This is a genomic window from Bacteroides sp. RCH18 (assembly GCF_058231005.1).
Genome location: NZ_JBIPTC010000001.1, coordinates 2,658,518 through 2,683,815 on the forward strand (window position 1 = coordinate 2,658,518; position 25,298 = coordinate 2,683,815).

At 46.1% G+C, this 25,298-nt stretch carries 21 protein-coding genes; 16 read left to right on the forward strand and 5 right to left on the reverse strand.

Annotated elements, in window-relative coordinates; all coding sequences use genetic code 11:
- Window positions 1-15: 15 nt before the first annotated feature.
- On the forward strand, window positions 16-1,320 hold the full coding sequence (locus tag ACHLI0_RS10565; protein ID WP_490749117.1) for an acetylxylan esterase: 1,305 nt from the start codon (window positions 16-18) through the stop codon (window positions 1,318-1,320).
- A gap of 169 nt (window positions 1,321-1,489) precedes the next feature.
- Here ACHLI0_RS10565 and ACHLI0_RS10570 read toward each other — a convergent pair whose 3' ends face one another.
- Both ACHLI0_RS10570 and ACHLI0_RS10575 read right to left on the reverse strand, forming a co-directional pair.
- The gene (locus tag ACHLI0_RS10570; RefSeq protein WP_008763595.1) at window positions 1,490-1,888 is read right to left on the reverse strand and encodes a hypothetical protein; all 399 of its coding nucleotides are present in this window, start codon (window positions 1,886-1,888) and stop codon (window positions 1,490-1,492) included.
- Between the two features lie 201 nt (window positions 1,889-2,089).
- Window positions 2,090-3,763: a nucleoside kinase gene (locus ACHLI0_RS10575; RefSeq protein WP_008763594.1), complete on the reverse strand. Its 1,674-nt coding sequence runs from the start codon at window positions 3,761-3,763 to the stop codon at window positions 2,090-2,092.
- An 87-nt stretch (window positions 3,764-3,850) separates the two neighbouring features.
- On the opposite strand from ACHLI0_RS10575, the gene ACHLI0_RS10580 reads away from it, so the two are divergent.
- The 7 genes from ACHLI0_RS10580 to ACHLI0_RS10610 all read left to right on the forward strand — a co-directional run bounded on the left by ACHLI0_RS10580 (window position 3,851) and on the right by ACHLI0_RS10610 (window position 15,390).
- Window positions 3,851-5,548 (forward strand): Na/Pi cotransporter family protein, encoded by a 1,698-nt coding sequence (locus ACHLI0_RS10580; RefSeq protein ID WP_008765170.1) that lies wholly within the window; start codon window positions 3,851-3,853, stop codon window positions 5,546-5,548.
- A 391-nt stretch (window positions 5,549-5,939) separates the two neighbouring features.
- Window positions 5,940-7,031 (forward strand): Sb-PDE family phosphodiesterase, encoded by a 1,092-nt coding sequence (locus tag ACHLI0_RS10585; RefSeq protein WP_490749119.1) that lies wholly within the window; start codon window positions 5,940-5,942, stop codon window positions 7,029-7,031.
- Window positions 7,032-7,114: 83 nt separating this feature from the next.
- Complete coding sequence (locus ACHLI0_RS10590; protein WP_490749120.1) at window positions 7,115-8,440, forward strand: IPT/TIG domain-containing protein; 1,326 nt, start codon at window positions 7,115-7,117, stop codon at window positions 8,438-8,440.
- A gap of 15 nt (window positions 8,441-8,455) precedes the next feature.
- A complete protein-coding gene (locus ACHLI0_RS10595; RefSeq protein ID WP_490749121.1) occupies window positions 8,456-11,584 on the forward strand; it encodes a SusC/RagA family TonB-linked outer membrane protein in 3,129 nt (1,042 codons plus the stop codon).
- Between the two features lie 20 nt (window positions 11,585-11,604).
- Complete coding sequence (locus ACHLI0_RS10600) at window positions 11,605-13,632, forward strand: RagB/SusD family nutrient uptake outer membrane protein (protein ID WP_196045693.1); 2,028 nt, start codon at window positions 11,605-11,607, stop codon at window positions 13,630-13,632.
- Window positions 13,633-13,652: 20 nt separating this feature from the next.
- Complete coding sequence (locus tag ACHLI0_RS10605; protein WP_490749122.1) at window positions 13,653-14,555, forward strand: BT_3044 domain-containing protein; 903 nt, start codon at window positions 13,653-13,655, stop codon at window positions 14,553-14,555.
- 226 nt (window positions 14,556-14,781) lie between these two features.
- On the forward strand, window positions 14,782-15,390 hold the full coding sequence (locus ACHLI0_RS10610; protein ID WP_008765176.1) for an HU family DNA-binding protein: 609 nt from the start codon (window positions 14,782-14,784) through the stop codon (window positions 15,388-15,390).
- A gap of 97 nt (window positions 15,391-15,487) precedes the next feature.
- On the opposite strand, the gene ACHLI0_RS10615 is transcribed toward ACHLI0_RS10610, so the two are convergent.
- Window positions 15,488-15,874, reverse strand: a complete 387-nt coding sequence (locus ACHLI0_RS10615; protein ID WP_490749123.1) for a hypothetical protein — start codon at window positions 15,872-15,874, stop codon at window positions 15,488-15,490.
- Window positions 15,875-16,210: 336 nt separating this feature from the next.
- Here ACHLI0_RS10615 and ACHLI0_RS10620 point away from each other — a divergent pair, with 336 nt between their 5' ends.
- Entirely contained in the window at window positions 16,211-16,693 is a 483-nt protein-coding gene (locus ACHLI0_RS10620) for an HU family DNA-binding protein (protein WP_490749124.1), read from the forward strand.
- A 102-nt stretch (window positions 16,694-16,795) separates the two neighbouring features.
- Here ACHLI0_RS10620 and rd read toward each other — a convergent pair whose 3' ends face one another.
- Window positions 16,796-16,960 carry a rubredoxin gene (rd, locus tag ACHLI0_RS10625; protein WP_008763586.1) on the reverse strand — a complete coding sequence of 55 codons (165 nt, stop codon included), beginning with the start codon at window positions 16,958-16,960 and terminating at the stop codon, window positions 16,796-16,798.
- A gap of 221 nt (window positions 16,961-17,181) precedes the next feature.
- On the opposite strand from rd, the gene ACHLI0_RS10630 reads away from it, so the two are divergent.
- From ACHLI0_RS10630 to ACHLI0_RS10660, 7 genes are all read left to right on the forward strand, one after another.
- Window positions 17,182-18,357 (forward strand): sensor histidine kinase, encoded by a 1,176-nt coding sequence (locus ACHLI0_RS10630; RefSeq protein WP_221647295.1) that lies wholly within the window; start codon window positions 17,182-17,184, stop codon window positions 18,355-18,357.
- An 86-nt stretch (window positions 18,358-18,443) separates the two neighbouring features.
- Window positions 18,444-21,134 carry a calcium-translocating P-type ATPase, PMCA-type gene (locus ACHLI0_RS10635; RefSeq protein ID WP_490749125.1) on the forward strand — a complete coding sequence of 897 codons (2,691 nt, stop codon included), beginning with the start codon at window positions 18,444-18,446 and terminating at the stop codon, window positions 21,132-21,134.
- A 7-nt stretch (window positions 21,135-21,141) separates the two neighbouring features.
- The gene (locus ACHLI0_RS10640) at window positions 21,142-21,765 is read left to right on the forward strand and encodes an HAD family hydrolase (protein ID WP_258970042.1); all 624 of its coding nucleotides are present in this window, start codon (window positions 21,142-21,144) and stop codon (window positions 21,763-21,765) included.
- Window positions 21,766-21,775: 10 nt separating this feature from the next.
- Window positions 21,776-22,738 carry a bifunctional riboflavin kinase/FAD synthetase gene (locus tag ACHLI0_RS10645; protein ID WP_490749126.1) on the forward strand — a complete coding sequence of 321 codons (963 nt, stop codon included), beginning with the start codon at window positions 21,776-21,778 and terminating at the stop codon, window positions 22,736-22,738.
- A gap of 354 nt (window positions 22,739-23,092) precedes the next feature.
- Window positions 23,093-23,896 carry a CPBP family intramembrane glutamic endopeptidase gene (locus tag ACHLI0_RS10650; protein WP_490749127.1) on the forward strand — a complete coding sequence of 268 codons (804 nt, stop codon included), beginning with the start codon at window positions 23,093-23,095 and terminating at the stop codon, window positions 23,894-23,896.
- Between the two features lie 13 nt (window positions 23,897-23,909).
- Window positions 23,910-24,566: a DUF2975 domain-containing protein gene (locus ACHLI0_RS10655; RefSeq protein ID WP_234169634.1), complete on the forward strand. Its 657-nt coding sequence runs from the start codon at window positions 23,910-23,912 to the stop codon at window positions 24,564-24,566.
- Between the two features lie 22 nt (window positions 24,567-24,588).
- Window positions 24,589-24,813, forward strand: a complete 225-nt coding sequence (locus tag ACHLI0_RS10660) for a helix-turn-helix domain-containing protein (protein WP_008763579.1) — start codon at window positions 24,589-24,591, stop codon at window positions 24,811-24,813.
- Window positions 24,814-24,864: 51 nt separating this feature from the next.
- Here ACHLI0_RS10660 and ACHLI0_RS10665 read toward each other — a convergent pair whose 3' ends face one another.
- Window positions 24,865-25,290 carry a SufE family protein gene (locus ACHLI0_RS10665; protein ID WP_008763578.1) on the reverse strand — a complete coding sequence of 142 codons (426 nt, stop codon included), beginning with the start codon at window positions 25,288-25,290 and terminating at the stop codon, window positions 24,865-24,867.
- Window positions 25,291-25,298 lie beyond the last annotated feature (8 nt).

Consider the following 25,298-nt stretch of genomic DNA (forward strand, 5'->3'; position numbering starts at 1 on the left):
AACAGTAAAATGAATATGAGAAGATTTTGCGTTTCAGCAGCGTTGTTACTGACAACGCTGCTTGCGGTTGCCGAAAACAATCCCTACCGGAGTGACGTATTTTGGGTAACCGTACCCGATCATGCCGACTGGCTTTACAAAACCGGAGAACAGGCAAATGTAGAAGTACAGTTTTACAAATACGGCATTCCGGGAGATAACATAGCGATTAATTTCGAAATAGGCGGAGAAATGATGCCTGCCGATACCAAGGGAACAGTCATCATGAGAAAAGGAAAGGCAACAATCCCCGTAGGCACCATGAAGAAACCGGGCTTCCGAGACTGCCGCCTGACCACCACCGTAGACGGAAAGAAATACTCCCATCACGTCAAAGTGGGCTTCTCGCCGGAAAAGCTCCGTCCGTATACCACCATGCCTGCCGACTTTCAGCAATTCTGGGAGAACGAAAAGGCGGAACTGGCCAAATTTCCGCTGATATACACCAAAGAGCACGTAAAGAAATACTCGACCGACCAAATAGACTGCTATCTCATCAAGCTGCAGGTGAACCAACGCGGACAAAGTATCTACGGCTACCTGTTCTATCCGAAGAAAAAAGGCAAATACCCCGTCGTACTATGTCCTCCGGGCGCAGGAATCAAAACGATCAAGGAACCTTTGCGACATAAGTACTACGCCGAACAAGGCTGCATCCGCTTTGAAATCGAAATCCACGGGCTGAACCCGGAAATGAGCGAAGAAGAATTCAAAGAAATCAGTGCCGCTTTCAACGGCAGAGAAAACGGATACCTGTCCAACGGTCTGGACAGCCGCGACAACTATTACATGAAACGGGTATATCTGGCCTGTGTCCGCAGCATCGACCTGCTGACCTCACTGCCGGAATGGGACGGAAAGAATGTAGTCGTTCAAGGCGGCAGCCAGGGAGGAGCATTAGCACTCGTCACCGCCGGACTGGATCAACGGGTAACGGCCTGCGTAGCCAATCATCCGGCTCTAAGCGATATGGCAGGTTACAAAGCCGGACGTGCCGGAGGTTACCCCCATTTCTTCCGAAATACCGTAGACATGGATACTCCCGAAAAAATCAGAACAATGGCTTATTATGATGTGGTGAACTTTGCCCAATTAATCAAGGCAGATACTTATATGACATGGGGATTCAATGATAACGTTTGCCCACCGACTACCAGCTACATTGTATATAATGTATTGAATTGCCCGAAAGAAGCATTGATCACTCCTATTAATGAACATTGGACCTCCAGTGACACAGAGTACGGACACCTGCTTTGGATAAAGAAACATCTGAAATAAAAGCAGTAGAAAAGGAAAAACCGCCGAAAGCGGAAGTAACTGTTATCATATCATTATTCAGGCACGGCTTACAGAGTTTTTACGGTTCTGTTTTAATCGAAACCATATTAATCTGTGTAAACCGTGCCTGAATAAATTCGCAAGAGAGTTTTAGCGTCTCTCTATTCTTTTAGTCTTCCCATTCCGATTTCGGGAAGGTTTTCTTCCCATACCATTTCATCCAGGCATAGGATTTTCTTTTTCTCATATAAACGGCATCACCACAATAGGTCAATGCCTCCCAGTTAAAAACCGAATGAGAACTAATTGCTTTTTCAAACCAGTAAAGCAAGTGATATGTCATGAACGGAAGCACCATCCACCACCATGAGAACCATAGTGATAAACCCAATGCTGGGATTAAAGTCAATAAAAAACACTCCCAGAATTGCCGTGCATGTATTCTTAACTCCATTTCTTCCCAAACTTCCAAATACTTGTACCGAGTAAAGAATAACCCTCCTATCATAAAATAATGCTTCTTTTTCCCTAGAAAGCATTTTGCTAGTAAATTGTTATAAAATATCATATACCCTTTTTTTGTTGTGTAATAACATAAACGGAAAGAACGTACAAATGTTCATTATTTAAGCCTAATCTTACAGTTATTTCCTTTCCCTGGAATACAACAACATATTGCCACGCTTGTTTTTTGCGGCGCGAAGTTACGAACTTATATTTATACAATAACTATAAATTCCAAAATAATTCTCTTAAATAAATTTATTATCTAATATTTGAAGCTACTTCCTCCCAAAAACTCCCTGAGTAAAGACGTCGGGGGAATTTCCTTATCTTGCACCGGAACGAAATATTTAATGAATTTCAGCAACCGGTACGCCTCACAATATTCCGGACAATTGCGCGGAACACCCATCAAAATAGGTTCTGCATGCAGGCGAAGCACTGCAAATTCAAACAACAGCGCCGAATTGAACATCACATCCGCATTCTCCTGATAAGGGAATATCCATTTATCTTCACCGGCACGCACACTAGGCCAGCGGGAGATAGTCTCGCGGGCCGAATATCCCCGGTAATTAAAGTCGCGGATAATGCGGCGAAGCAAACGATTGTCTGTCGTAGGAATCCAGTTATGATCGTCCAAAGAAATAGTGGTCAATGCCGAGACATAAATCTTGAACTTCTTTTCATCCGGGATATGCGGTGTCAGTTCCGGATTCAACGCATGAATACCTTCCAGAATGAGAATCGTATTATCTTCAATTTTCAGTTTATCACCTTTATATTCCTTCTTCCCCAGAGAGAAGTTAAAGCGCGGAAGCTCCACTTCCTCACCACGCAGCAAAGCCTGTAACTGCTGGTTAAACAATTCCAGATCGAGCGCATACAGAGACTCATAATCATAGTTACCGTTTTCATCCAGAGGTGTCTCTTCACGGTCTACGAAATAATTGTCCAAGGAGATCGGGAAGGGTTTGAGCCCGTTCGTCATCAACTGGATGGAAAGACGTTTGCTGAACGTGGTCTTTCCCGAAGAGGACGGACCGGAAATCAAAATCAGTTTCACCCGGTCGCCGTTTTCCCCACGATGGAAGATCGTATCAGCAATCTGGGCTATTTTCTTTTCCTGCAATGCTTCCGCTACATTGATTAAATCCGTAGCGTGCCCTTCCTCGCAGGCGAGGTTAAAGTCGCCGGCGTTATTAAGTCCCATGATATAGCTCCAGTTGAGATACTCCTTAAATACATCCAGCATCTTCTCCTGCTTCACCACTTCCTCCAGCACATCCGGATTCTCTTTATTGGGAATGCGCAGCAAGAGGCCATCATAGTATTTCACGATGTCGAACAACTTGATATATCCGGTACTGGGGAGCAGATTACCATAATAATAATCGACCGTATCGCCCAGCGTATAATAATAGGTATATAGCGAACCGGAAGTTTCGAGCAGCCTCACCTTATCATTCATCCCGCGTTCGCTGAACACACGCACGGCCTCAGCCGTATGGCATTCGATGCGGTGATAAGAGATATTTTCTGCGATAATCTCCTGCATACGCTGTTTGATACGCGTCACATCTTCCAATGTAATGGGGCGGCCGATCCTCAGATTACAAAAATAACCTTTGGATACCGGGTGTTCCACAAACAGCTTCCCTTCGGGAAAAAGTTCACTGACAGCTTTGAACAAGACAAAGCAGAGTGACCGCACATACGTACGCATACCGGATGAATCGCGCACATCCAGAAACTCTATATCCTTGTTATTATATACTTTGAAATTGAGACCTTCGGAACGGTTATTCACCTTGGCACTGACTACCTGATAAGGAAAATTAAGATTAAAACCGTAATAAATATCCAAAAGTGAGCTTCCGATAGGGAATTCTTTATAAATATTATTATTTTTGCAACATATTTGTAACATCTGTTTCATCGTAGTCTTTTTAATAAGGTGAATAACATGGGACTAAATATACTTAGTAATCAGATAGAGAACAAACAACCACTAAAATTATTATAGATGGAATATTCTTTTTATGATTTTTTAAAGCTCATAGGCTCGTTAGGGCTCTTCCTTTATGGCATGAAGATAATGAGCGAGGGCTTACAAAAAGTCGCAGGTGACAGGCTACGAAGTATCCTGACAGCTATGACCACCAATCGGGTAACGGGGGTATTAACAGGAGTGTTAATCACAGCCCTTATCCAGTCCTCCTCGGCGACAACAGTAATGGTCGTCAGTTTCGTCAACGCCGGTTTGCTTACACTGGCCGAGTCTATCAGTGTCATCATGGGTGCCAATATCGGTACGACGGTTACGGCATGGATTATTTCAATTTTCGGATTTAAGGTTGATATGGCCGCTTTCGCTCTTCCACTTCTGGCCATCGCCCTTCCGCTCATCTTCTCCGGCAAGAGCAACCGCAAGTCCATCGGTGAATTCATTTTCGGTTTTTCCTTCCTTTTCATGGGACTTTCTTACCTGAAAGCAAATGCTCCCGACCTGAACGCCAATCCGGAAATGCTCGCCTTCGTACAGAACTACACGGATATGGGATTCTTCTCCATTCTCCTGTTCTTATTCATCGGTACCATACTGACTATGATCGTACAGGCCTCAGCCGCCACGATGGCAATCACATTAATTATGTGCGCCAACGGCTGGATCAGTCTGGAACTGGGAGCAGCGCTCGTACTGGGCGAAAACATCGGAACTACCATCACGGCCAATCTTGCCGCATTAACAGCCAACACACAGGCTAAGCGGGCAGCATTGGCCCATTTTGTTTTTAATGTATTCGGTGTGATCTGGGTATTGATCATCTTCCATCCTTTCATGGAACTGGTCAACTGGGTAGTGGATACTTTCTTCCAGAGCAATAATCCGGAAGTAGCCATTTCTTATAAACTGTCCGCTTTCCACTCTATCTTTAATATCTGTAACGTATGTATCCTGATATGGGGAGTGAAACTGATCGAACGCACCGTATGCGCATTAATCCACCCGAAGGAGGAAGACGAGGAACCTCGCCTTCGGTTTATCACCGGTGGTATGCTTTCTACTGCGGAGCTTTCTATCCTGCAGGCACGCAAGGAAATCCACCTGTTTGCAGAACGTACCCACCGTATGTTCGGAATGGTGCAGGACTTGATGCACACCGAAAAGGACGATGACTTTAACAAGCTGTTCAGCCGCGTAGAAAAGTACGAGAACATCAGCGACAATATGGAACTTGAAATAGCCAATTATCTGAATCAGGTATCCGAAGGCCGCTTAAGTTCTGAAAGTAAGTTGCAGATACGTGCCATGCTGCGCGAAGTGACGGAAATCGAAAGTATCGGCGACAGCTGTTACAACCTGGCACGCACCATCAACCGGAAACGCCAGACGAATCAGGACTTTACCGAAAAGCAATACGAGCACATCCACTTCATGATGAAGCTGACCGACGATGCCCTCGCACAAATGATTGTGGTGGTAGAGAAACCGGAACACCAAAGCATTGATATCAACAAGTCTTTCAACATCGAAAACGAAATCAATAACTACCGTAACCAACTGAAAAATCAGAATATTCTGGATGTCAACAACAAGGAATATGATTATCAGATGGGAGTCTATTACATGGATATTATCGCCGAATGTGAGAAACTGGGCGACTATGTAGTGAATGTGGTAGAAGCCAGCAGTGATGTAAAAGAGAAGAAAGCCTCTTAAATAAAGAGGAACTCAATCAAAGAAATGGATAGTCAATTTTATGCTGCAACGCATAAATTGGCTATCCATTTCTTTTTTATTTCCACACAGACAAAACAACCCTGAAAATACAGTTCATCCGACGTTACTTTCCCCCCGTATTCCATCCGGCTAATGCCCGTTTGTACGGACACCCATACTTTACAAAGCTGTTACATTTTTCACAGACGTTAACGATTACATTTCTTTTCCGTGAAGTTCCCGTTAAGCTTTTACTGCGCCTATTGCAGGTCTTTTTTTTGCATATACATTTGCGCCAAAATACACAGGGGCCTATGTTTTGTACCATTTTCCAATGATCGGACAGAGGCATTCCAAAAGAAAACCAAATCTCTAATTTAAAGCAAAAAAAATGAAAATTAAAAAAGTATTGATGGGAGTTGCACTGGCAGCAATGTGTTTAATGAGCGCACAAGCGCAACGCCGCAATGAGATTCAAGTTCCCAATCTGAATGGATACACTACTTTAAAATGTGACTTTCACATGCACAGTGTTTTTTCGGACGGTCTGGTATGGCCTACCGTACGTGTAGACGAAGCATATCGAGAAGGACTGGATGCCATTTCTCTGACAGAACATATAGAGTACCGCCCGCACAAAAAAGACATCATAGCAGATCATAACCGCTCTTATGAACTGTCTCAGAAGCAGGCGAAGAAGTTAGGAATACTTCTAATCAGAGGCAGTGAAATCACCCGTTCCATGCCTCCGGGACATTTTAATGCAATCTTCCTGAACGACTCCAATCCATTGGAACAAAAGGCATATAAAGACGCTTTCAATGAGGCAAAAAAACAAGGAGCCTTTATCTTCTGGAATCATCCAGGCTGGGCACGCCAGCAGCCGGACTCCACCCTGTGGTGGCCTGAGCATACACAGCTCTACAATGACGGCTGCATGCACGGCATTGAAGTAGCCAACGGTGGTCTTTTCATGCCCGAAGCCATTCAATGGTGTCTGGACAAGAATCTGACCATGATAGGAACTTCCGATATCCACCAGCCTATCCAGACAGACTATGATTTTTCAAAAGGCGAACACCGCACGATGACGTTTGTCTTTGCCAAAGAACGTTCTCCGGAAGGTATCCGTGAAGCACTCGACAATCGCCGCACTGCCGTTTATTACCGCGAACTGGTGATCGGGCGTGAAGAAGTCCTCCGTCCCTTCTTTGAAAAATGCGTAGACATAAAAGAAGTGAAACGCACCGAAAAAGAAGTGACATTTTCTGTCATGAACGCTACCGATCTGGTGCTGAAACTGAAAAAGACCGCACATGATCCTTCTTTGGTCTATTTCCGCGAAATGACATTGAAACCACATACGCAGCATACAATCTCTGTGAAGTTTGACAACGGTATCAAAGGAGGCGACTGCAATTTTGAAGTTACCAACTTCATCGTAGCCCCCGATAAAGGTTTGGATTACACCATCAAACTATAAAGTTCCAGCCATCAAAGCCATGTAATATCAAGATATCCGACGAACTACATGCGGATAATCGTTTAATTTTAAATTATTACTTTATGAATCGTTACTTATCCCTAGCCTGCTGGCTGGTAGCTTTCTTTTATTTATCAAGTTGCGAAAGCTACAGTGAGCCCACCGAGAAAGCCCACCAAGCCGATCAACCGATTGTACTGACCTCCTTCTATCCCAAAGAAGGCGGAGCACGTGACAAAATTCTTCTGGACGGAAAAAACTTCGGCACCGATGTGAGTAAAATCAAAGTATATTTCAACAATGCCAAGGCCTCCGTCGTTTCATCAAGCGGAAGCCGTATTTATGCCATTGTACCGCGCCTTCCGGGCGATAATCCCCGTATCTCTGTAGTGGTCGACACCGATTCCGTCGCTTACGAAGAAACATATGCTTATCATACACAGGCATTGGTCAGCACGGTCACCGGAAACGGTGAAACGAGCTTCCTTGCCGGAACACTCTCCACCGCTCAGGTGTATGGCAAATATCTTGATCTGGATGCCGAAGGCAATCTTTTCATGTCATGGCGTGACGGCGGTACATTTGGAATCGCCCGGATAAACGAACAGCAGAACATTGTGACTCCTCTCATTGAAGCAGATGCCGCCAACCGTATCTTATATGCCAACGGCTTAACGGTGGACCGTGCCACCGGAATGCTGACCGCCGCGCACGAATCGGTCAAAGAAGTGACATTTACTTTCGACCCGCGTGAAGCCTGGTACCCCCGCCAGCGTAACATAAAATACTCACAGTCGGATCTGAACTCAATCGTAGATGCCGACAAATACAAGAATTTCGTCACCTTCTGCCCTTACGACGGCTATCTATATACACGATACCGTGATGGAAAGATCGCTAAAATAGATCCCGACACATTCGAAGGACACATTATCCATCAAGGTCCCAGCGGATCACAATACGGACAGGCGATTAATCCTGCGAAGCCCTGGCTTTTGTATATAACGCTTCACTCCAACGCCCCTACCGCATACAGACAAGGGATTTCGGTGCTCGACCTCCGCGATCCGGATGGAACAGGCGGATTTAAGCGTCTCAATGCTCCCGGCGGCAGCGCTTTCCGTGACGGTCCGATTGAAGATGCCCTCTTCAATTATCCCAAGGATATCAAGTTTGACAACGACGGCAATATGTTCGTAGCCGACTATGGCAACCATTGCATCCGCATGATATCTGCCGACAATATCGTCACGACAGTTGCCGGACAGCCCGGCGTCGCCGGATACAAGGACGGAGGACCGGTAGAGTCCTTATTCAAGAATCCCTGGGGAGTGGCTGTCAATGAACAGGGAGACATTTACATCGCAGACTGGGGTAATGCACGCATTCGCAAATTGGTTATCGAATAACAAAGTAAACTCACAATGAAAATCAAACAGATTTTATACTTAATGTCGTTCTGCTTATTGCTTTCGGCAACAACCTTCGCGCAGCAAGTTCAGGAATTTACCATTTCCGGAACAGTCGTGGATAAGGACAAGCTATCCATGCCCGGCGTATCGGTATACATCAAAGACAAGCCCTCCAAAGGTACCACAACCGACAATGACGGTAATTTCAAGCTGAAAGTGGTTTATGGAGACAAAATGATATTTTCTTTTATCGGCTTCAAACCGTCGGAGCACGTGGCCATCGAGCCCCAAACCGACTTAACGGTCACACTGCTTGAAGACAACAATTCCCTTGATGAAGTAGTTGTCGTCGCACTGGGAAACGTTCAGCGGAAAATCAGCTCGGTAGGTGCCATTACGACGGTCAGCACTAAAGATATCCAGTCCCCCTCCCCTTCCATCAGTAACTTGTTGGGAGGCAGGGCAGCCGGTGTCATTTCCTTGCAGAGCAGTGGCGAGCCCGGTCAGAATATCGCTGATTTCTGGGTACGTGGTATCGGTACGTTCGGAGCCAACAGCAGTGCCCTTGTACTGATTGACGGTCTGGAAGGCGACCTCAACACCATCGACCCTGCCGATGTCGAAAGTTTCTCCATTCTGAAAGACGCGTCGGCAACTGCCGTGTACGGAGTAAGGGGAGCCAACGGAGTCGTCTTGGTCAACACCAAGAAAGGCCTTTCGGGCAAAATTCAGATTACCGGACGTTTCAACACCACGCTGTCCGTCCTCAACCGTCTGCCGGAATATCTGGGAGCTTATGAGTATGCGCAGTTAGCAAACGAAGCCAGAGCGGTACGAAACGAAACACCTTTGTATGACGATACGGAAATGGGAATTATACGCGACGGTCTCGACCCCGACCTCTATCCCAACGTAAACTGGCAGGATGAGATACTCAACAAAACATTCTGGCGGCACACTTATTATGTAAGCGGACGTGGCGGCAGCGATGTGGCACGTTATTTCCTGAGCCTGGGCGGTAAAAACGAAAGTGCGGCCTACAAGGTAGACAAGAACAGTATATACAGTTCGAACGTCAGCTACAACACCTATAATTACCGTATCAATCTAGACGTGAACCTGACCAAATCAACGAAAGTTTATTTGGGTTCGGACGGATTCCTTTCCCAGTTGAATCAGCCCGGCGTAGCCAATACCGAATATATATGGGGAGCACAGTCGCGGCTTACTCCATTGTCCATTCCCACCCAATACTCCAATGGTATGCTGCCCGGACGCGGTGCCGGAGAGCTGTCATCGCCTTATGTCATGATCAACCATACGGGAAAGGCTGCCAACGAAGTGTACAAGGGCAAATCAACTTTGGCAATCAATCAGGACTTTTCCGAATTGATCAACGGGCTTAAACTACGTGTACAGGGAGCATACGATATCCACAGCTACTTCAATGAACGGAGAAGCGTGCAGCCGGCCCTCTACAATGCGCTGGGCAGAGCAAGCGACGGATCGCTCATCATGCAGGAGACCGTACAGGAGAAAAAAGCCTCGTACAGCAAGTCCACCCGCCAGTACCGCAAATACCACTTTGAGGCTACACTCAATTATGACCGGCTTTTCGGTACAGATCACCGGACATCCGCGCTGGTCTATTATTACATCAGCGATTCCAAAGACACGGACGACGCTACAAGTAATTTATCGGCCATTCCCTTGCGCTATCAGGGAGTATCCAGCCGGTTTACTTATGGCTACAAGGATACTTACCTGCTGGACGTCAACTTCGGATATACCGGTTCCGAAAACTTCCAGCCCGGCAGACAATACGGTTTCTTCCCGTCCGTCGCATTGGGCTGGGTACCTACCGGCTACAAGTTTATACAAGAGGCGCTCCCTTGGCTCGACTATCTTAAAATAAGAGCTTCGTATGGTTCGGTAGGTAACGACCGGATTACCGATGTCCGCTTCCCCTACCTTACAAAAGTGAACGAAGGCACCGGATCAGCTTGGGGCGTTCCCGACATCGAGATTATCGGTGAGACACGTATCGGAGCTGATAACCTGGCGTGGGAAAAGGCCATCAAGTCCAATGTGGGTATTGAAGGAAAGTTGTTTAATAACAAGATCGATTTCGTTGTCGATATTTTCCATGATCAGCGTAACGGTATTTTCCAGCAACGCGTACAGGTACCCGAGTTCGTAGGAGTGGTCTCCAATCCATACGCGAATGTGGGTAAAATGAAAAGTTACGGTGCCGACGGAAACATCAGCTTCACGCAGGATTTCACTCCCGATTTCGGCTTCACCTTACGGGGTAATTTCACGTACTCCAAAAATAAAGTACAGAACTGGGAGCAGGCTTATCTGGAGTATCCCTATCTGGAATACAATAATTTCCCGTACAATTCCATCCGCGGATATCAGGCAGTCGGACTGTTTAAAGATGAAGATGACATCAAATACAGTCCCAAGCAGACTTTCGGGGAGGTAATGCCCGGTGACATCAAATATAAGGATATCAATGGAGACGGTATGGTGGACAAGCTGGACATGGTGCCGTTGACACACAGCACTTATCCGCTGCTGATGTACGGACTAGGGGCAGAAATCCGCTACAAGAATCTGACTCTGGGTGTATTGTTCAAGGGAACCGGCAAGACCTCTTTTTTCTATGTAGGTCAAAAAACAACGGTAAACGACGAAACCCGCCTCAACGGAATGGGATATATGCCTTTCTTCGAAGGTAATACCGGAAATGTACTCACTCTGGCGGCAAATCCGGCCAACCGATGGATTCCCAAAGATTATGCCATCGCACACGGGATCGACCCATCCCTTGCCGAAAACAAGGATGCGCGTTTCCCGCGCCTGCAATATGGAAATAACAGCAACAACAGCCAGTTATCCACCTTTTGGCAGGGCGATTCACGCTACATACGCCTGCAGGAAATCACCCTGAGCTACCATCTTGCGACAGCTTTTCTGAGACGCATAGGTGTTTCTTCACTGGATATCCAATTCGTAGGTAACAACCTCTATGTATGGGATAAAGTGAAACTCTTCGATCCGGAACAGGCACGCTGGAACGGCCGTGTATATCCCATCCCTTCCACCTATTCCCTGCAATTATATGTCAATCTCTAATAAATACATCACCCGATAGAATGAAAACATCCCTAATAAAAAAAACAGCAAGAACGTTCTTCTTGGTTCAGGCAGTCATGTTGGTAACGTCCTGCAGCAACTTCTTAAACATAGACAATTACTTTGATGATGAATTCAACATCGACTCGGTTTTCACCAATGCCCGATATATGGAAGCGTATATGTGGGGAGCGGCAGCCATGTTCCCGGATGAGGCACAGACCATCCGTAACGGGTACACACCGGGACCGATGGCGACCGACGAAGGATTTAACGGACTGACCGGAAGCGGAACGGCCAATATCTATCACGGCATGGATTTCGCCAACGGAAAGATCACACAGGATTTCTTCGGAGACGGCTCCCCCAACCTGAACCAATGGGGCAAGTATTACAAAATCATCCGTAAGTGCAACAGCATCCTGCAAAACCTCGACCGCCCGAAAGACCTGACAAACTCGGAACGGCTCAGACTGGAAGGATACACACGTTTTATCCGTGCCTTCGCCTACTACAATCTTTTGGTCGATTACGGTCCGGCAATCTTGCTGGGAGACGAAGTAGTGAATACCAACGAACCTATCGAATACTACGACCGTCCCAGGGCCACCTATGACGAAACAATGAACTATACTTGTGAGGAGTTCGAAAAAGCGGCACGGCTGCTGCCCTCACCTCAGGATGTTTCTACGCTGGACTTCGGACGCCCCACCAAAGGAGCCGCACTCGGCCTGGTAGCCCGCCTGCGATTGATACACGCCAGCCCGCTATTCAACGGGGGGCCTGTTGCCAGCTCCTATTTCGGCAACTGGAAACGCAAGACCGACGGTGTGCATTATGTCTCCCAGCAATATGACGAAAGCCGGTGGGCAGTAGCTGCCGCCGCCGCAAAACGGGTGATGGATATGGGAGCGTACAAGCTCTATACGTATGCAAAAGACGACAACACGCCGGAGCTTCCCGCCGGAGTCACTTCCGACCCCAATTTCTATGACGCCTACCCGAACGGAGCCGACGGAATAGACCCTTTCAAATCTTATTCGGACATCTTTACCGGCGAAGCCGTAGCGTCCATCAACCCGGAATTGATCTGGGGAAGAAACACGACGTACCTCAACGAAACCATCAGCAAAGGTTCTTTCCCTCCCTCGATGGGTGGATGGGGACGTTTCTGCGTCACTCAGAAAGTGGTAGACGCCTATCTGATGGACGACGGCCGTACGAAAGAAGAAGCCGCCGCCGACGGATATTACTCGGAGACAGGCTTCACTTCCGAACCGCGTAACTTTTCCGGCTATCCCCTCAACGCCGGTGTATATAAGATGTACGCCAATCGTGAAATGCGGTTCTACGCATCTGTAGGATTCAATGAGGCAGTATGGCAGGCATTGTCCAGTTCGACTCTCAATAACCACACAGCCAAGTACTACTATCAGGATGAAGACGGTCGTGGCGGTGTTACAGCCACTTCGCCCAACTATCCCATCACCGGATACGTAATCAAAAAGTACAATAACCCGATGGATGCCTGGACCGGCACCGGAGCCCGCCATATCCAGAAAGCCTATCCCATCATCCGCTATGCGGAAATCCTGCTATCATATGCGGAGGCACTCAACAACCTGACCGGCCCCCACACCGTAGAACTGGACGGTCAGCCTTATACCATGAGCAGGGATAAAGAGGAAATTAAAAAAGCATTCAATCAAGTCCGCTACAGGGCCGGACTGCCGGGGCTGACAGCCAATCAACTCAACAGTACGCCGGAAGTACAGAAACAGATAGAACGCGAACGTATGGTAGAGTTTTTATGGGAAAACAGACGTTTCTATGATGTCCGCCGCTGGGGTATTTATGAAGAGACAGAGCAGGAACCTATCCGTGGAATGAATCCCGACGGCGCAACCAAAGAGACCTACTACCAGCGTGTCATCCCTAGTTCTTCCTCATTCCTGACGAGGGTGGTTGACAAAAGGTCTGTCTGGGTGCCCATACCACGCAACGAAATGAGAAGACTGCCTTCTCTCGACCAAAATCCGGGTTATTAATCTAAATAACAAAAAAGAAAATGAAACGAGATTTTATAACGATACTCGCACTTATGATAGCACTTTCGTCATGCAATGACGATGCGCTGTTTGAAAAGGAAATGTACAAGAATGTAGTGGCCCTAATCAGCAGTGACTACTATAACACGTTTGAAGAAGTGGTCACCTTGTCCCCTACCGGAGAAGAGGCGACAGGATATATCGCAGCCTGCACCGGAGGCACCCATGCCCCGAAACAAGACATGGTGATCGGGCTGGAAGAAGACCTGACTTCACTGGATTTTTACAACCGGTCTCTTTACGACGTCGATGAAGCCTGCTATGCCAAATTCCTGTCCAGTGACAAATACGAAATCGTAGACTACAAGATTCAGATCAATGCAGGCGAACGGACAGGCAGAACCATGATCAGGATACGTCCCGAAGGACTGTCGCCGGATTCTACCTACTTCGTAGGATTAAAAGCTACGGATATCTCGGGCGTCGAGATTAATGAAAGCAAAAACACCATTCTATATCAGATACTTATCAAGAACGATTATGCAACGCAGGGCGAAAACGTTTACTATTCAATGACCGGGATGGCAGACGGGATGGCAACCGCAGGTAACAAGAAGATGTTTCCACTCACCCACAACAGCGTACGCGTGATAGCCGGAACGGAGTCTTTTGAAAGCAATGTGGATCACATCAACAAAACCGCCATCATACTGCAAGTGGAGGAAAACAATCATGTCACGATAAAACCGTACAAGGATATTGAGGTAACTCAGATAGACGGTGACTCCAAATACCCCAATACATTCAAGGTAGAGGAATCTTTCGGTCATACTTATAATGTATTTCTGCTATCGTACCGATACACAAAGGATGGGAAAAGCAAGGTGATGCAAGAGGAATTGCGGCTGGAAATAAATAATTAACGCAAAAACCTCGTAAGGTTAACCTTTTTCTCTTTAATATTAATAACTTTGTATGCAAATCTTCTTTCGTACCACTATAGTGGCACGAAAGAAGAACTATAGTTCCCCTTGTGCCCCACTATAGTGGTACGCATGGGGAACTGTAGTAGAACGAATTAATATTTAAGCCGGATTCCTTAGTTTATAGGAACGGAAACATTAATAACACAACAAAATAACTTAAGTTATGAGCGCACAGTATGACCTTTACGAGACTCCCGATATCAAGCAGACAGGAGAAAAACAACCCCTTCATCCCCGCATTGTTCCCAAAGGGACTATCGGTCAGGACGAATTTCTGGACCGCGTGCACAAATTTACGGGAATCAGCCGTAGTTTGCTGGCAGGAGCAATGCAGTCTTTTCAAAATGAGTTAAAAGATTTACTGGCTAACGGCTGGATTGTAGAATTAGGCGAGATCGGCTATTTCTCCGTATCGCTGCAAGGACCACCCGTAATGCACAAGAAAGATGTGCGTGCACAATCAATCAAACTAAAAAACATCAACTATCTACCGACCAAACAATTCAAGCGGGAAGTAGGGTATGACATGAGATTGGAACGTACCGAATCCCTCACCCGCCCCAAAGGTAACGGACGTAGCGAAGCGGAATGTCTGGCACTAATAACCGCCCACCTTGAAAAATATCCTTGCATGACTCGCACTGATTATTGCCATATGACCGGTCACGACAAAAAGCGTGCACTAAAAGAACTGAACGCTTTTATCGAAAAAGGGATACTGATGCGCTACGGAGCAGGAAAACAGGTGGTTTATGCGAAGAAAATGATTTGAAGCATATAGCGTATGTCCCTAATTGAACTCATTAGATGAATAAGCCTGTTTACAACCTTCTTCGGGCAGAGGCAACAAGCATCTATATACAGATACTTTAAAACATCTTCTTTCGGAGACAATACACCCAAAAGTCGATCAATTTTCCAACAATGATACCGAAGGAACTAAGCGCCAAAGCGATGTAAACAGCGATAATCAACGGCTGTTCGTCTATCCATTTATTGACAAGTCCGGACATCCGTGCAAAAACACCGCCCGCAATAGTCAGGACAATGGTCGAGATAATATGTATTTGTATAAACTTGTCTTTCTCGTCCGAGTCCAGCCCCCTGTCTTTTAAATACCGGACAAGCCACAGGCACGGAACAAAGATGAATATCGCAATAAGCGCAACCGTCATCACTTCTTCCACAGGAACCTCATGCAAGCCTCCGTCGAAAAAGCGTAAACTGTGTATTCTTAATAAACAGGAAGTCATCATTTATACTACATCCGTTAATTTTTTATTCATATTCTTCATTCCCTTTCCATCGCCTAGCCGGTCGTTCTCCGGACATCCCGGCTCCTGAGTCACCGGAGTCACGTTGGATTCTTGAATCTACAAAGGTATGGATATGATATGAAAAGGACAATTTTCAATCGGAAAAAGATGAAAGGAGAACAACAAAAAAACATCTGACCATTTCTTTAGTTGAAGAAACTTATTAACGCACTTTGAGTTTTTTGCTTGGCAGTTCATTTGGAAACACATACATTTGCATCGTGATCACAAAACAAAAGAAACAGATTTACTAACTATTAAAAAACAAAAAAGATTATGGCACTTAAGTATGTCGTTAAAAAAAGAATGATTGGTTTCGGTAAAGAGAAAACCGAAAAGTATGTAGCACAGAATTTTATTACCAATACGGTTAATTTCAAGGATTTGTGTGATGAGATTTCTAAAGTGGGAATGGTTCCCAGCGGAGCGGTCAAGTTTGTACTCGATGCACTGATCGATACGCTGAATATAAACTTAAACAAAGGCATTTCCGTACAACTGGGTGATTTCGGTCAATTCCGTCCCGGCATCAGCAGCGAAAGCCAGGAGACGGAAGCGGCAGTGGATTCCGACACGATTCGTCGGGTGAAAATCGTATTTACTCCGGGATACAAGTTTAAGGATATGCTGAAAAAGGCAAGTATTCAAAAACTGGTAACCGGCAGCGAGATCGTTGACAACGAAAACACTCCTACTCCTCCCAACCCCGACGGCGGCGGTGACGGCGGCGATGAGGAAGCACCTGACCCGACAGTATAAAAACAGGAACAAAAAAAGCTCTGCATGAGCTGAAACGCAAAAATGACCGGAAGCACTGCTTTCCGGTCATTTTTTTAATAATCTCTTCTCTCTCTTAATTTTTTATCCTTCGTACGGTTCAAAGTCCTCTTTTCCGACTCCGCAAAGTGGACAAGTCCAATCATCCGGAATGTCTTCAAATGCTGTTCCCGGTTCAATTCCGCTCTCGGGATCTCCTTGTGCGGGGTCGTAAATGTATTCACAGACTGTGCAAATGTACTTTTTCATAACGTTCGTTTTTTTATTGGTTTACTAAATAATATAACGCAAATAAAATGCAAATTGTTCGAACTTATTTCTTATCCCGAGTAAAAAAGTTATCTTTGTAACATATTTGTAGAACAAAACCAACAAGTTACATCATGCTAATTGCATTGCTACCTATCCTGCTAATTATATGTGCAATCCTCCTGCTCAGCTATCTATGGGAACGGAGAAAATGTCTTCGGATGCAAAAACGACTATTCCGGGAATCCAGAAAGCTGGAACACACCAACCACATCGCCAGCGCCATTCTGAAAAATGTCCATGCCTATATCTTATTAATAGATAATGACTTCAAAGTATTAAAAACAAACTACTATCAACTCACCGGAACTCAAAAAGGTCTGGAAGAAAAGAGAGTGGGCGACTTATTGCAATGCCGCAACGCATTATCGGCGGAAGGAGGCTGCGGTACTCATGCTTACTGCGGTTCCTGCCCCATACGTTGTGCCATCCGTCAGGCTTTCGAACAAAGAAGAGGCTTCACTGATCTGGAAGCTACTCTGAACGTGCTTACTTCCGAAAAGAAATCCGTAGAATGTGACGCCGTGATATCCGGTTCCTATTTTCTCCTTAACGAAGAAGAGAACATGGTACTCACGGTGCATGACATCACCCAACTTAAACAAGCCGAGAAAGAACTGACACTGGCCAAAGAGAAAGCAGAAAATGCCGACCTTTCGAAGTCTGCCTTCCTTGCCAATATGAGTCACGAAATCCGCACGCCTCTCAACGCCATCACGGGATTTGCAGAAATACTTGCCAGCGCCAATACGGAAGAAGAAAAGGCACAATATCAGGAAATCATAAAGATGAATGCCGATCTGCTACTGCAACTGGTAAACGATATTCTGGATATGTCGAAAATAGAAGCCGGCACACTCGAATTTGTATATACAAAGGTAGATATCAACCTGTTACTATCCGACCTGCGACAGCTTTTCCAAATGAAAGTCAACGATGCAGGAGGAAATATTCAAATAATAGCAGAACCAAGCCTTCCCTCCTGTAGTATAGAGACCGACCGGAACCGTATCGCGCAGGTGCTCTCCAATTTTACCACCAACGCCATAAAATTCACGCAGGAGGGAACGATCTGCATCGGTTATGAAGCCAGAGATACCGAACTCCATTTTTATGTGACCGACTCAGGAGCAGGAATCCCTGCCGACAAACTACCGGAAGTTTTCGGCCGCTTTGTGAAACTGAACAAAGACAAGAAAGGAACGGGGCTGGGACTTTCCATCTCTAAAACCATCGTAAACAAATTGGAGGGGCAAATCGGTGCAGACTCCGTAGAAGGCAAGGGATCAACGTTCTGGTTTACCATTCCCTATCGTACTTGCGGACGTCCCGAATAAAGTAACTTCATAAAAAGTTTTAATTAAACATTTTATCACAATTTTATGTTGTATTTTTGCGGTCCTAATCAAACGCATGTATTTGCATGAGTACTACAAAAAAAGACGATTATTATCATGTAGGCCTTACGGATGACGAAGTCCTACAAAGCAGGGAAAAGAACGGTGTCAATCTGTTAACACCCCCCAAGCGTCCTTCCTTATGGAAGCTCTATCTCGAAAAGTTTGAAGATCCGGTTGTGCGGGTATTGTTGGTAGCCGCCGTATTTTCACTGATCATTTCCATCATCGAAAATGAATATGCCGAAACTATCGGAATCATAGCTGCCATCTTATTAGCCACAGGTATCGGCTTCTTTTTCGAATATGATGCCAATAAAAAATTCGACTTACTGAACGCCGTCAATGAAGAAACACTCATAAAAGTGATTCGTAACGGACACGTACAGGAAATCCCACGTAAAGACGTCGTTGTAGACGATATTATCATACTGGAAACAGGCGAAGAGATTCCTGCCGACGGCCAGCTGCTGGAAGCGATCTCCCTGCAAGTGAACGAATCCAACCTGACCGGAGAACCGGTAATCAACAAGACTGTGATCGAAGCGGACTTTGACGAAGAAGCAACCTATGCCTCCAACTTAGTGATGCGCGGAACGACAGTGGTGGACGGACACGGTACCATGCGCGTACTGCACGTGGGAGATGCCACAGAAATCGGCAAGGTAGCACGCCAAAGCACCGAAGAAAACCTGGAACCGACCCCTCTGAATATACAGTTGACCAAGCTCGCGAACCTGATCGGTAAAATCGGTTTTACCGTTGCCGGACTTGCCTTCCTTATCTTCTTTGTAAAAGATGTACTGTTGTACTTTGATTTCGGTTCGCTGAACGGCTGGCACGAGTGGCTTCCGGTTTTCGAACGGACCCTCAAATATTTCATGATGGCCGTTACTTTGATTGTAGTAGCCGTCCCCGAAGGATTGCCCATGAGCGTAACGCTCAGCCTGGCCCTGAATATGCGCCGTATGCTCTCGACCAACAATCTGGTGCGGAAGATGCACGCCTGCGAGACGATGGGAGCTATCACCGTGATCTGTACGGACAAAACGGGTACACTGACTCAAAACCTGATGCAGGTACACGAACCCAATTTCTACGGAATCAAGAATGGTGGTAACCTGGGCGATGATGACATCAGCGCTCTTGTCGCAGAAGGGATCAGCGCCAACTCAACCGCTTTCCTCGAAGAAGCGGCAACGGGCGAAAAACCGAAAGGTGTCGGTAACCCTACGGAAGTCGCCCTGTTATTATGGCTCAACAGTCAGGGAAGAAATTATCTCGAACTCCGTGAACACGCCCGCATCCTCGACCAGCTCACCTTCTCGACCGAACGTAAATTTATGGCGACTCTCGTCGAGTCTCCGATCATCGGCAAGAAAGTACTTTATATAAAAGGAGCACCCGAAATCGTGCTTGGCAAATGTAAGGAAGTCGTGCTGGACGGCCGACAGGTAGATGCCGTCGAATATCGTTCGACAGTAGAAGCCCAGCTACTGAATTATCAGAATATGGCAATGCGCACACTCGGCTTTGCCTTCAAAATAGTAGGAGAAAACGAACCGAATGACTGCACGGAACTGGTGTCTGCCAACGACCTTAATTTCTTAGGAGTCGTAGCCATCTCAGACCCGATTCGTCCGGATGTACCCGCCGCCGTTGCCAAATGCCAGTCGGCTGGTATCGGCATCAAGATCGTTACCGGTGACACACCGGGAACTGCGACGGAAATTGCCCGTCAGATCGGACTGTGGCAACCGGAAACAGATACCGACCGGAATCGTATCACCGGTGTTGCCTTTGCCGAACTGAGTGACGAAGAAGCGCTGGACCGTGTGATGGACCTCAAAATCATGTCCCGCGCCCGCCCGACGGACAAGCAGCGTCTCGTACAACTGCTCCAACAAAAAGGAGCCGTAGTCGCCGTAACCGGAGACGGAACGAACGACGCACCCGCCCTGAATCATGCGCAAGTTGGTCTGTCAATGGGTACAGGTACGTCCGTAGCCAAAGAAGCCAGTGACATCACACTGCTCGACGACTCGTTCAACAGTATCGGCACCGCTGTCATGTGGGGACGTTCTCTTTATAAGAATATCCAGCGTTTCATCGTATTCCAGCTGACGATCAACTTTGTAGCCTTGCTGATCGTGTTATTGGGATCGATGATCGGAACAGAACTTCCGCTGACAGTGACACAAATGCTGTGGGTGAACCTGATCATGGATACTTTTGCCGCTTTGGCCCTCGCTTCCATCCCTCCCAGCGAAACCGTCATGCAGGAAAAACCGCGCCGCAGCACTGACTTTATCATCAGCAAAGCGATGCGTAACAATATATTAGGTGTAGGTACGATCTTCCTCGCCGTATTGCTCGGAATGATTTATTATTTCGACCACAGCGCGCAAGGTATGGATGTACATAACCTCACCATTTTCTTCACTTTCTTTGTCATGCTGCAATTCTGGAACCTGTTCAATGCCCGTGTATTCGGCACTACCGACTCGGCATTCAAGGGACTTTCCAAATCGTATGGCATGGAGTTGATCGTTCTGGCCATTCTGGTCGGACAATTTCTGATCGTACAGTTCGGTGGAGCTGTATTCCGCACAGAGCCGCTCGACTGGCAGACGTGGCTTCTGATTATAGGCGTTTCGTCCACGGTGTTATGGGTTGGAGAACTTATTCGCCTTGTTCAACGTAGTATTCACAAATGAGAAAATAATGAAAAGTAAAGGAATTAAAAACTTACTTATTGATTTAGGCGGTGTACTGATAAATCTCGACCGCGAACGTTGTATTGAGAACTTTAAAAAGATCGGGTTCCAGAACATAGAAGAAAAGTTCTGCACCCACCAGCTGGACGGAATCTTCTTGCAGCAGGAGAAAGGACTGATCACTCCTGCCGAATTCCGTGACGGCATTCGGGAGATGATGGGAAAGACAGTAAGCGACAAGCAGATCGACGCAGCCTGGAACAGCTTTCTGGTAGACATCCCGACCTACAAGCTCGACTTGCTGCTCAAACTACGAGAGAAATACGTAGTCTATCTGCTTAGCAACACGAATGACATCCACTGGAAATGGGTATGCGAGAATGCCTTCCCCTACCGTACGTTCAAAGTAGAGGACTATTTTGAGAAGACGTATCTCTCTTATGAAATGAAAATGGCCAAGCCCGAACCGGAAATATTCAAGGCAGTGACCGAAGATGCGGGTATTGACCCGAAAGAGACTTTTTTTATTGACGATTCCGAAATAAACTGTAAAGTAGCTCAGGAACTAGGTATCTCGACCTACACACCGAAAGCCGGTGAAGACTGGAGCCATCTTTTCAGAAAAAAATGAGAGTGTAAGTATGCAGATTATAAATGACACATCGGCTATGATTCCCGAACCATGCGTAGCTACCATCGGTTTCTTCGACGGAGTACACATGGGACATCGCTATCTGATTCAACAGGTGAAGGAGATAGCGGCAGCCAAAGGTCTGCGTTCTGCATTAGTCACATTCCCCGTTCATCCGCGCAAAGTGATGAACGCCGCTTACCATCCGGAACTTTTAACTACTCCCGAAGAAAAAACAAACCTGCTCGCAGGCACGGGAGTAGATTATTGCCTGATGCTTGATTTTACACCCGACATCTCCCGTCTGACCGCCAAAGAATTCATGACTCAGATACTGAAAGAACGTTTTCAGGTAAAGTATCTGGTGATAGGATACGATCACCGTTTCGGTCACAACCGCAGCGAAGGGTTTGACGATTATGTACGCTACGGGCAGGCAATCGGCATTGAGGTCATCCGTGCACAGGCTTACACAGATGATATACAGATAGATACCACCCAAAGTGCTCCGGTCAGTTCTTCTTTAATCCGCAAGTTGCTGCATCAGGGAGATGTAGACGCAGCTGCCCGCTGTCTGGGCTATGAATACTTTCTGGACGGAACGGTAGTAGGCGGCTATCAGGTAGGCCGGAAGATCGGTTTTCCGACTGCCAATTTAAGCGTGGATGATCCCGACAAACTGATTCCCGCAGACGGAGTCTATGCCGTATGGGTCACATTCGACGAGAAGACCTATATGGGAATGCTGAATATAGGTGTCCGCCCTACCATCGGCAATGGTCCCAACCGCACAATCGAAGTGAATATCCTTCACTTCCACTCCGACATTTACGACAAATTTATCCGGCTTACTTTCGTGAAGCGGACACGCCCCGAACTGAAATACGATAGTATCGACGAACTAATCGCGCAGCTTCACAAGGATGCGGAAGAAACTGAAGCCATTCTCCTCGCCGCCAAACAGAAGAAATAATCCCCCTTTCCTCTAATTTAATCGTATTAATAATCCTCTTTTCGGCTGAAACGAGTTCGATAATATCGAAAAACATATCTTTTTTATTGTTTTTCGATAAATAATTTCTCTTTTTCCTTTGCCAACTCAAAACTTACCTCTACATTTGTATATCGATAAACGATAAATAATCATCGATAAACAAACATTCTCTATTTAATCATCTATTAAAAAATAACACTTTATGAAAAAGTCATTAATGAGTATATCGATGCTGGTAGTATCCATCTCAATGATAGCCATGTTTCTGTGCAGCTTCATTGCCAGTAAATAACAAACTATTATCTTTGTATCCCATCCAAGAATACTAAGAATATGAGAACTGCTATTAAACTGATATTACTAAATCTGCTCATCGCACAGATCATTGCTCCCATTTTAGTCATGATTCCCTGTGTGATTTATCTGGTAGCCACTACCGGAAACTTAGACAGAGACACGCTCATCACCATGCTTATGATTCCGGCGCAACTGGCCGGTCAGCTGATGATGGGTATCTATTTATGGAAAGCCGGATACATCAGCACAAAAAAAATAACCTGGTCGCCCGTTTCGTCCTCGTATCTGTTCTTCAGCGCATTGGCTGTCCTCACCTGCGGATTCGTCGTATCCGCACTGGCGGAACTGATGAAGTGGATTCCCAACATCATGGAACAATCCTTCGATATCCTCCAGTCCGGCTGGGGAGGCATTCTCGCCATAGCCGTCATAGGTCCCGTACTCGAAGAACTGCTATTTCGCGGAGCCATCACCAAAGCATTGCTACAGCAGTACAGCCCGACAAAGGCAATTCTGCTTTCAGCCCTTTTATTCGGTGTTTTCCATATCAATCCTGCCCAGATACTTCCGGCATTCCTGATCGGTATCCTGTTTGCATGGACGTATTACAAGACTGCCAGCCTCATCCCCTGCATACTGATGCATATACTGAATAATTCGTTATCCGTATTTCTCAGTACAAAATATCCGGAAGCAGAAAATATGAGCGATCTGATGAACACTAGCTCCTATCTAATTGCTATTTTTGTAGCAGTTTTGATACTGGCAGGAGTTATCTGGGCGATGCGTCGTACGACCGTCCATTATCCCTGGAAAGAAGAAACAAATATCACGGACTAAAAAAATAACAGCGATGAAAAGACGTTTGAATATTCTCAGCATATTGGTATTCATTGTTCTGGGACTTTCTCTGTATACCACAGGATACCAGTTCGGAACAGGCATGAAAGCCGGAATGAGTCTTGCCAAAGAACAGCACAAGGAATCGAAAGCATGTGACAGACCTATGCTTGCAGGCGATTTCCGCTTTGTGGATGTCGTACCTACGATCGCCATGATCAAACCGGATACGATCATCAATGCCCGTAACAATGAGAAAGTGCCCGTCATGTATACGCAAATGGCGGTACGCACCGGGAAAGAGGTGAATTACAGTTACCTGATTATCAGCAGTTCCTGTTCGCTCATGAATGCCCTGCTCACCATCTCCGCACTTATTATCTTTGTCATGCTGATTCTGAGCATCAACAAATCGCAGATATTCGAATGGAAGAATGTCCGCCGCTTGCGCTGGCTGGGCAGTCTGCTGATTATGTCCTTCGTGTTTTACCTGATTCCGCAGGTCGTCAACTATTGGGGACTGAAAGAAGTATTCGCGCTTGAACATTATATCATCGCTCCCCTGGCGCTACAGACGACTGATTTATTATTGGGACTCGGCTGCCTGATTGTAGCCGAAACATTCGCTATCGGGCTGAAAATGAAAGAAGAACAGGAGCTCACCATTTAACTCAAACCGAGAAAATAAAATTATGGCAATTATAGTAAACCTTGACATCATGATGGCGCGCAGAAAAATATCTCTGGGCGAACTGGCGGAGAAAATAGATATCACCCCCGCCAACCTTTCTATATTAAAAACCGGAAAAGCTAAGGCAATCCGTTTCTCTACGCTGGAGGCTATCTGCAAAGTGCTGGACTGCCAGCCGGCAGATATACTGGAATATCAGGAGGAGGAAAAAGAAAATGAACGGTAGATACCTGGTCCGCAGGATATCCACCGTTCATTCTATATTACCTTTTTATCTTTATTTCCCTTCTTTTGCCTTAAATGCCAGCGCATACATACGTATCTGCTTTACCATCGACAGCAACCCATTGCTACGGGTAGGAGACAAATGATCTCTCAAACCTATCTTATCGATAAAATAAAGATCAGCATTCAGTATTTCATCGGGCGTATGTCCCGAAAGGACTTTGATCAATAAAGCAATGATTCCTTTCACAATCAAAGCGTCACTTTCCGCATTAAAGACGATCTTTCCATCCACATCGTCCGCCTGAAGCCATACACGGCTCTGACAGCCTTCGATCAGATTCTGTTCGGTCTTATACTTTTCGTCGAGCGGTTCCTGTTCATTACCTAAGTCAATGAGCAGCTGGTAGCGATCCATCCAGTCATCGAAGTCGCTGAATTCAGCAATCACTTCGTCTTGTAATTCATTAATTGACATGAAGATAT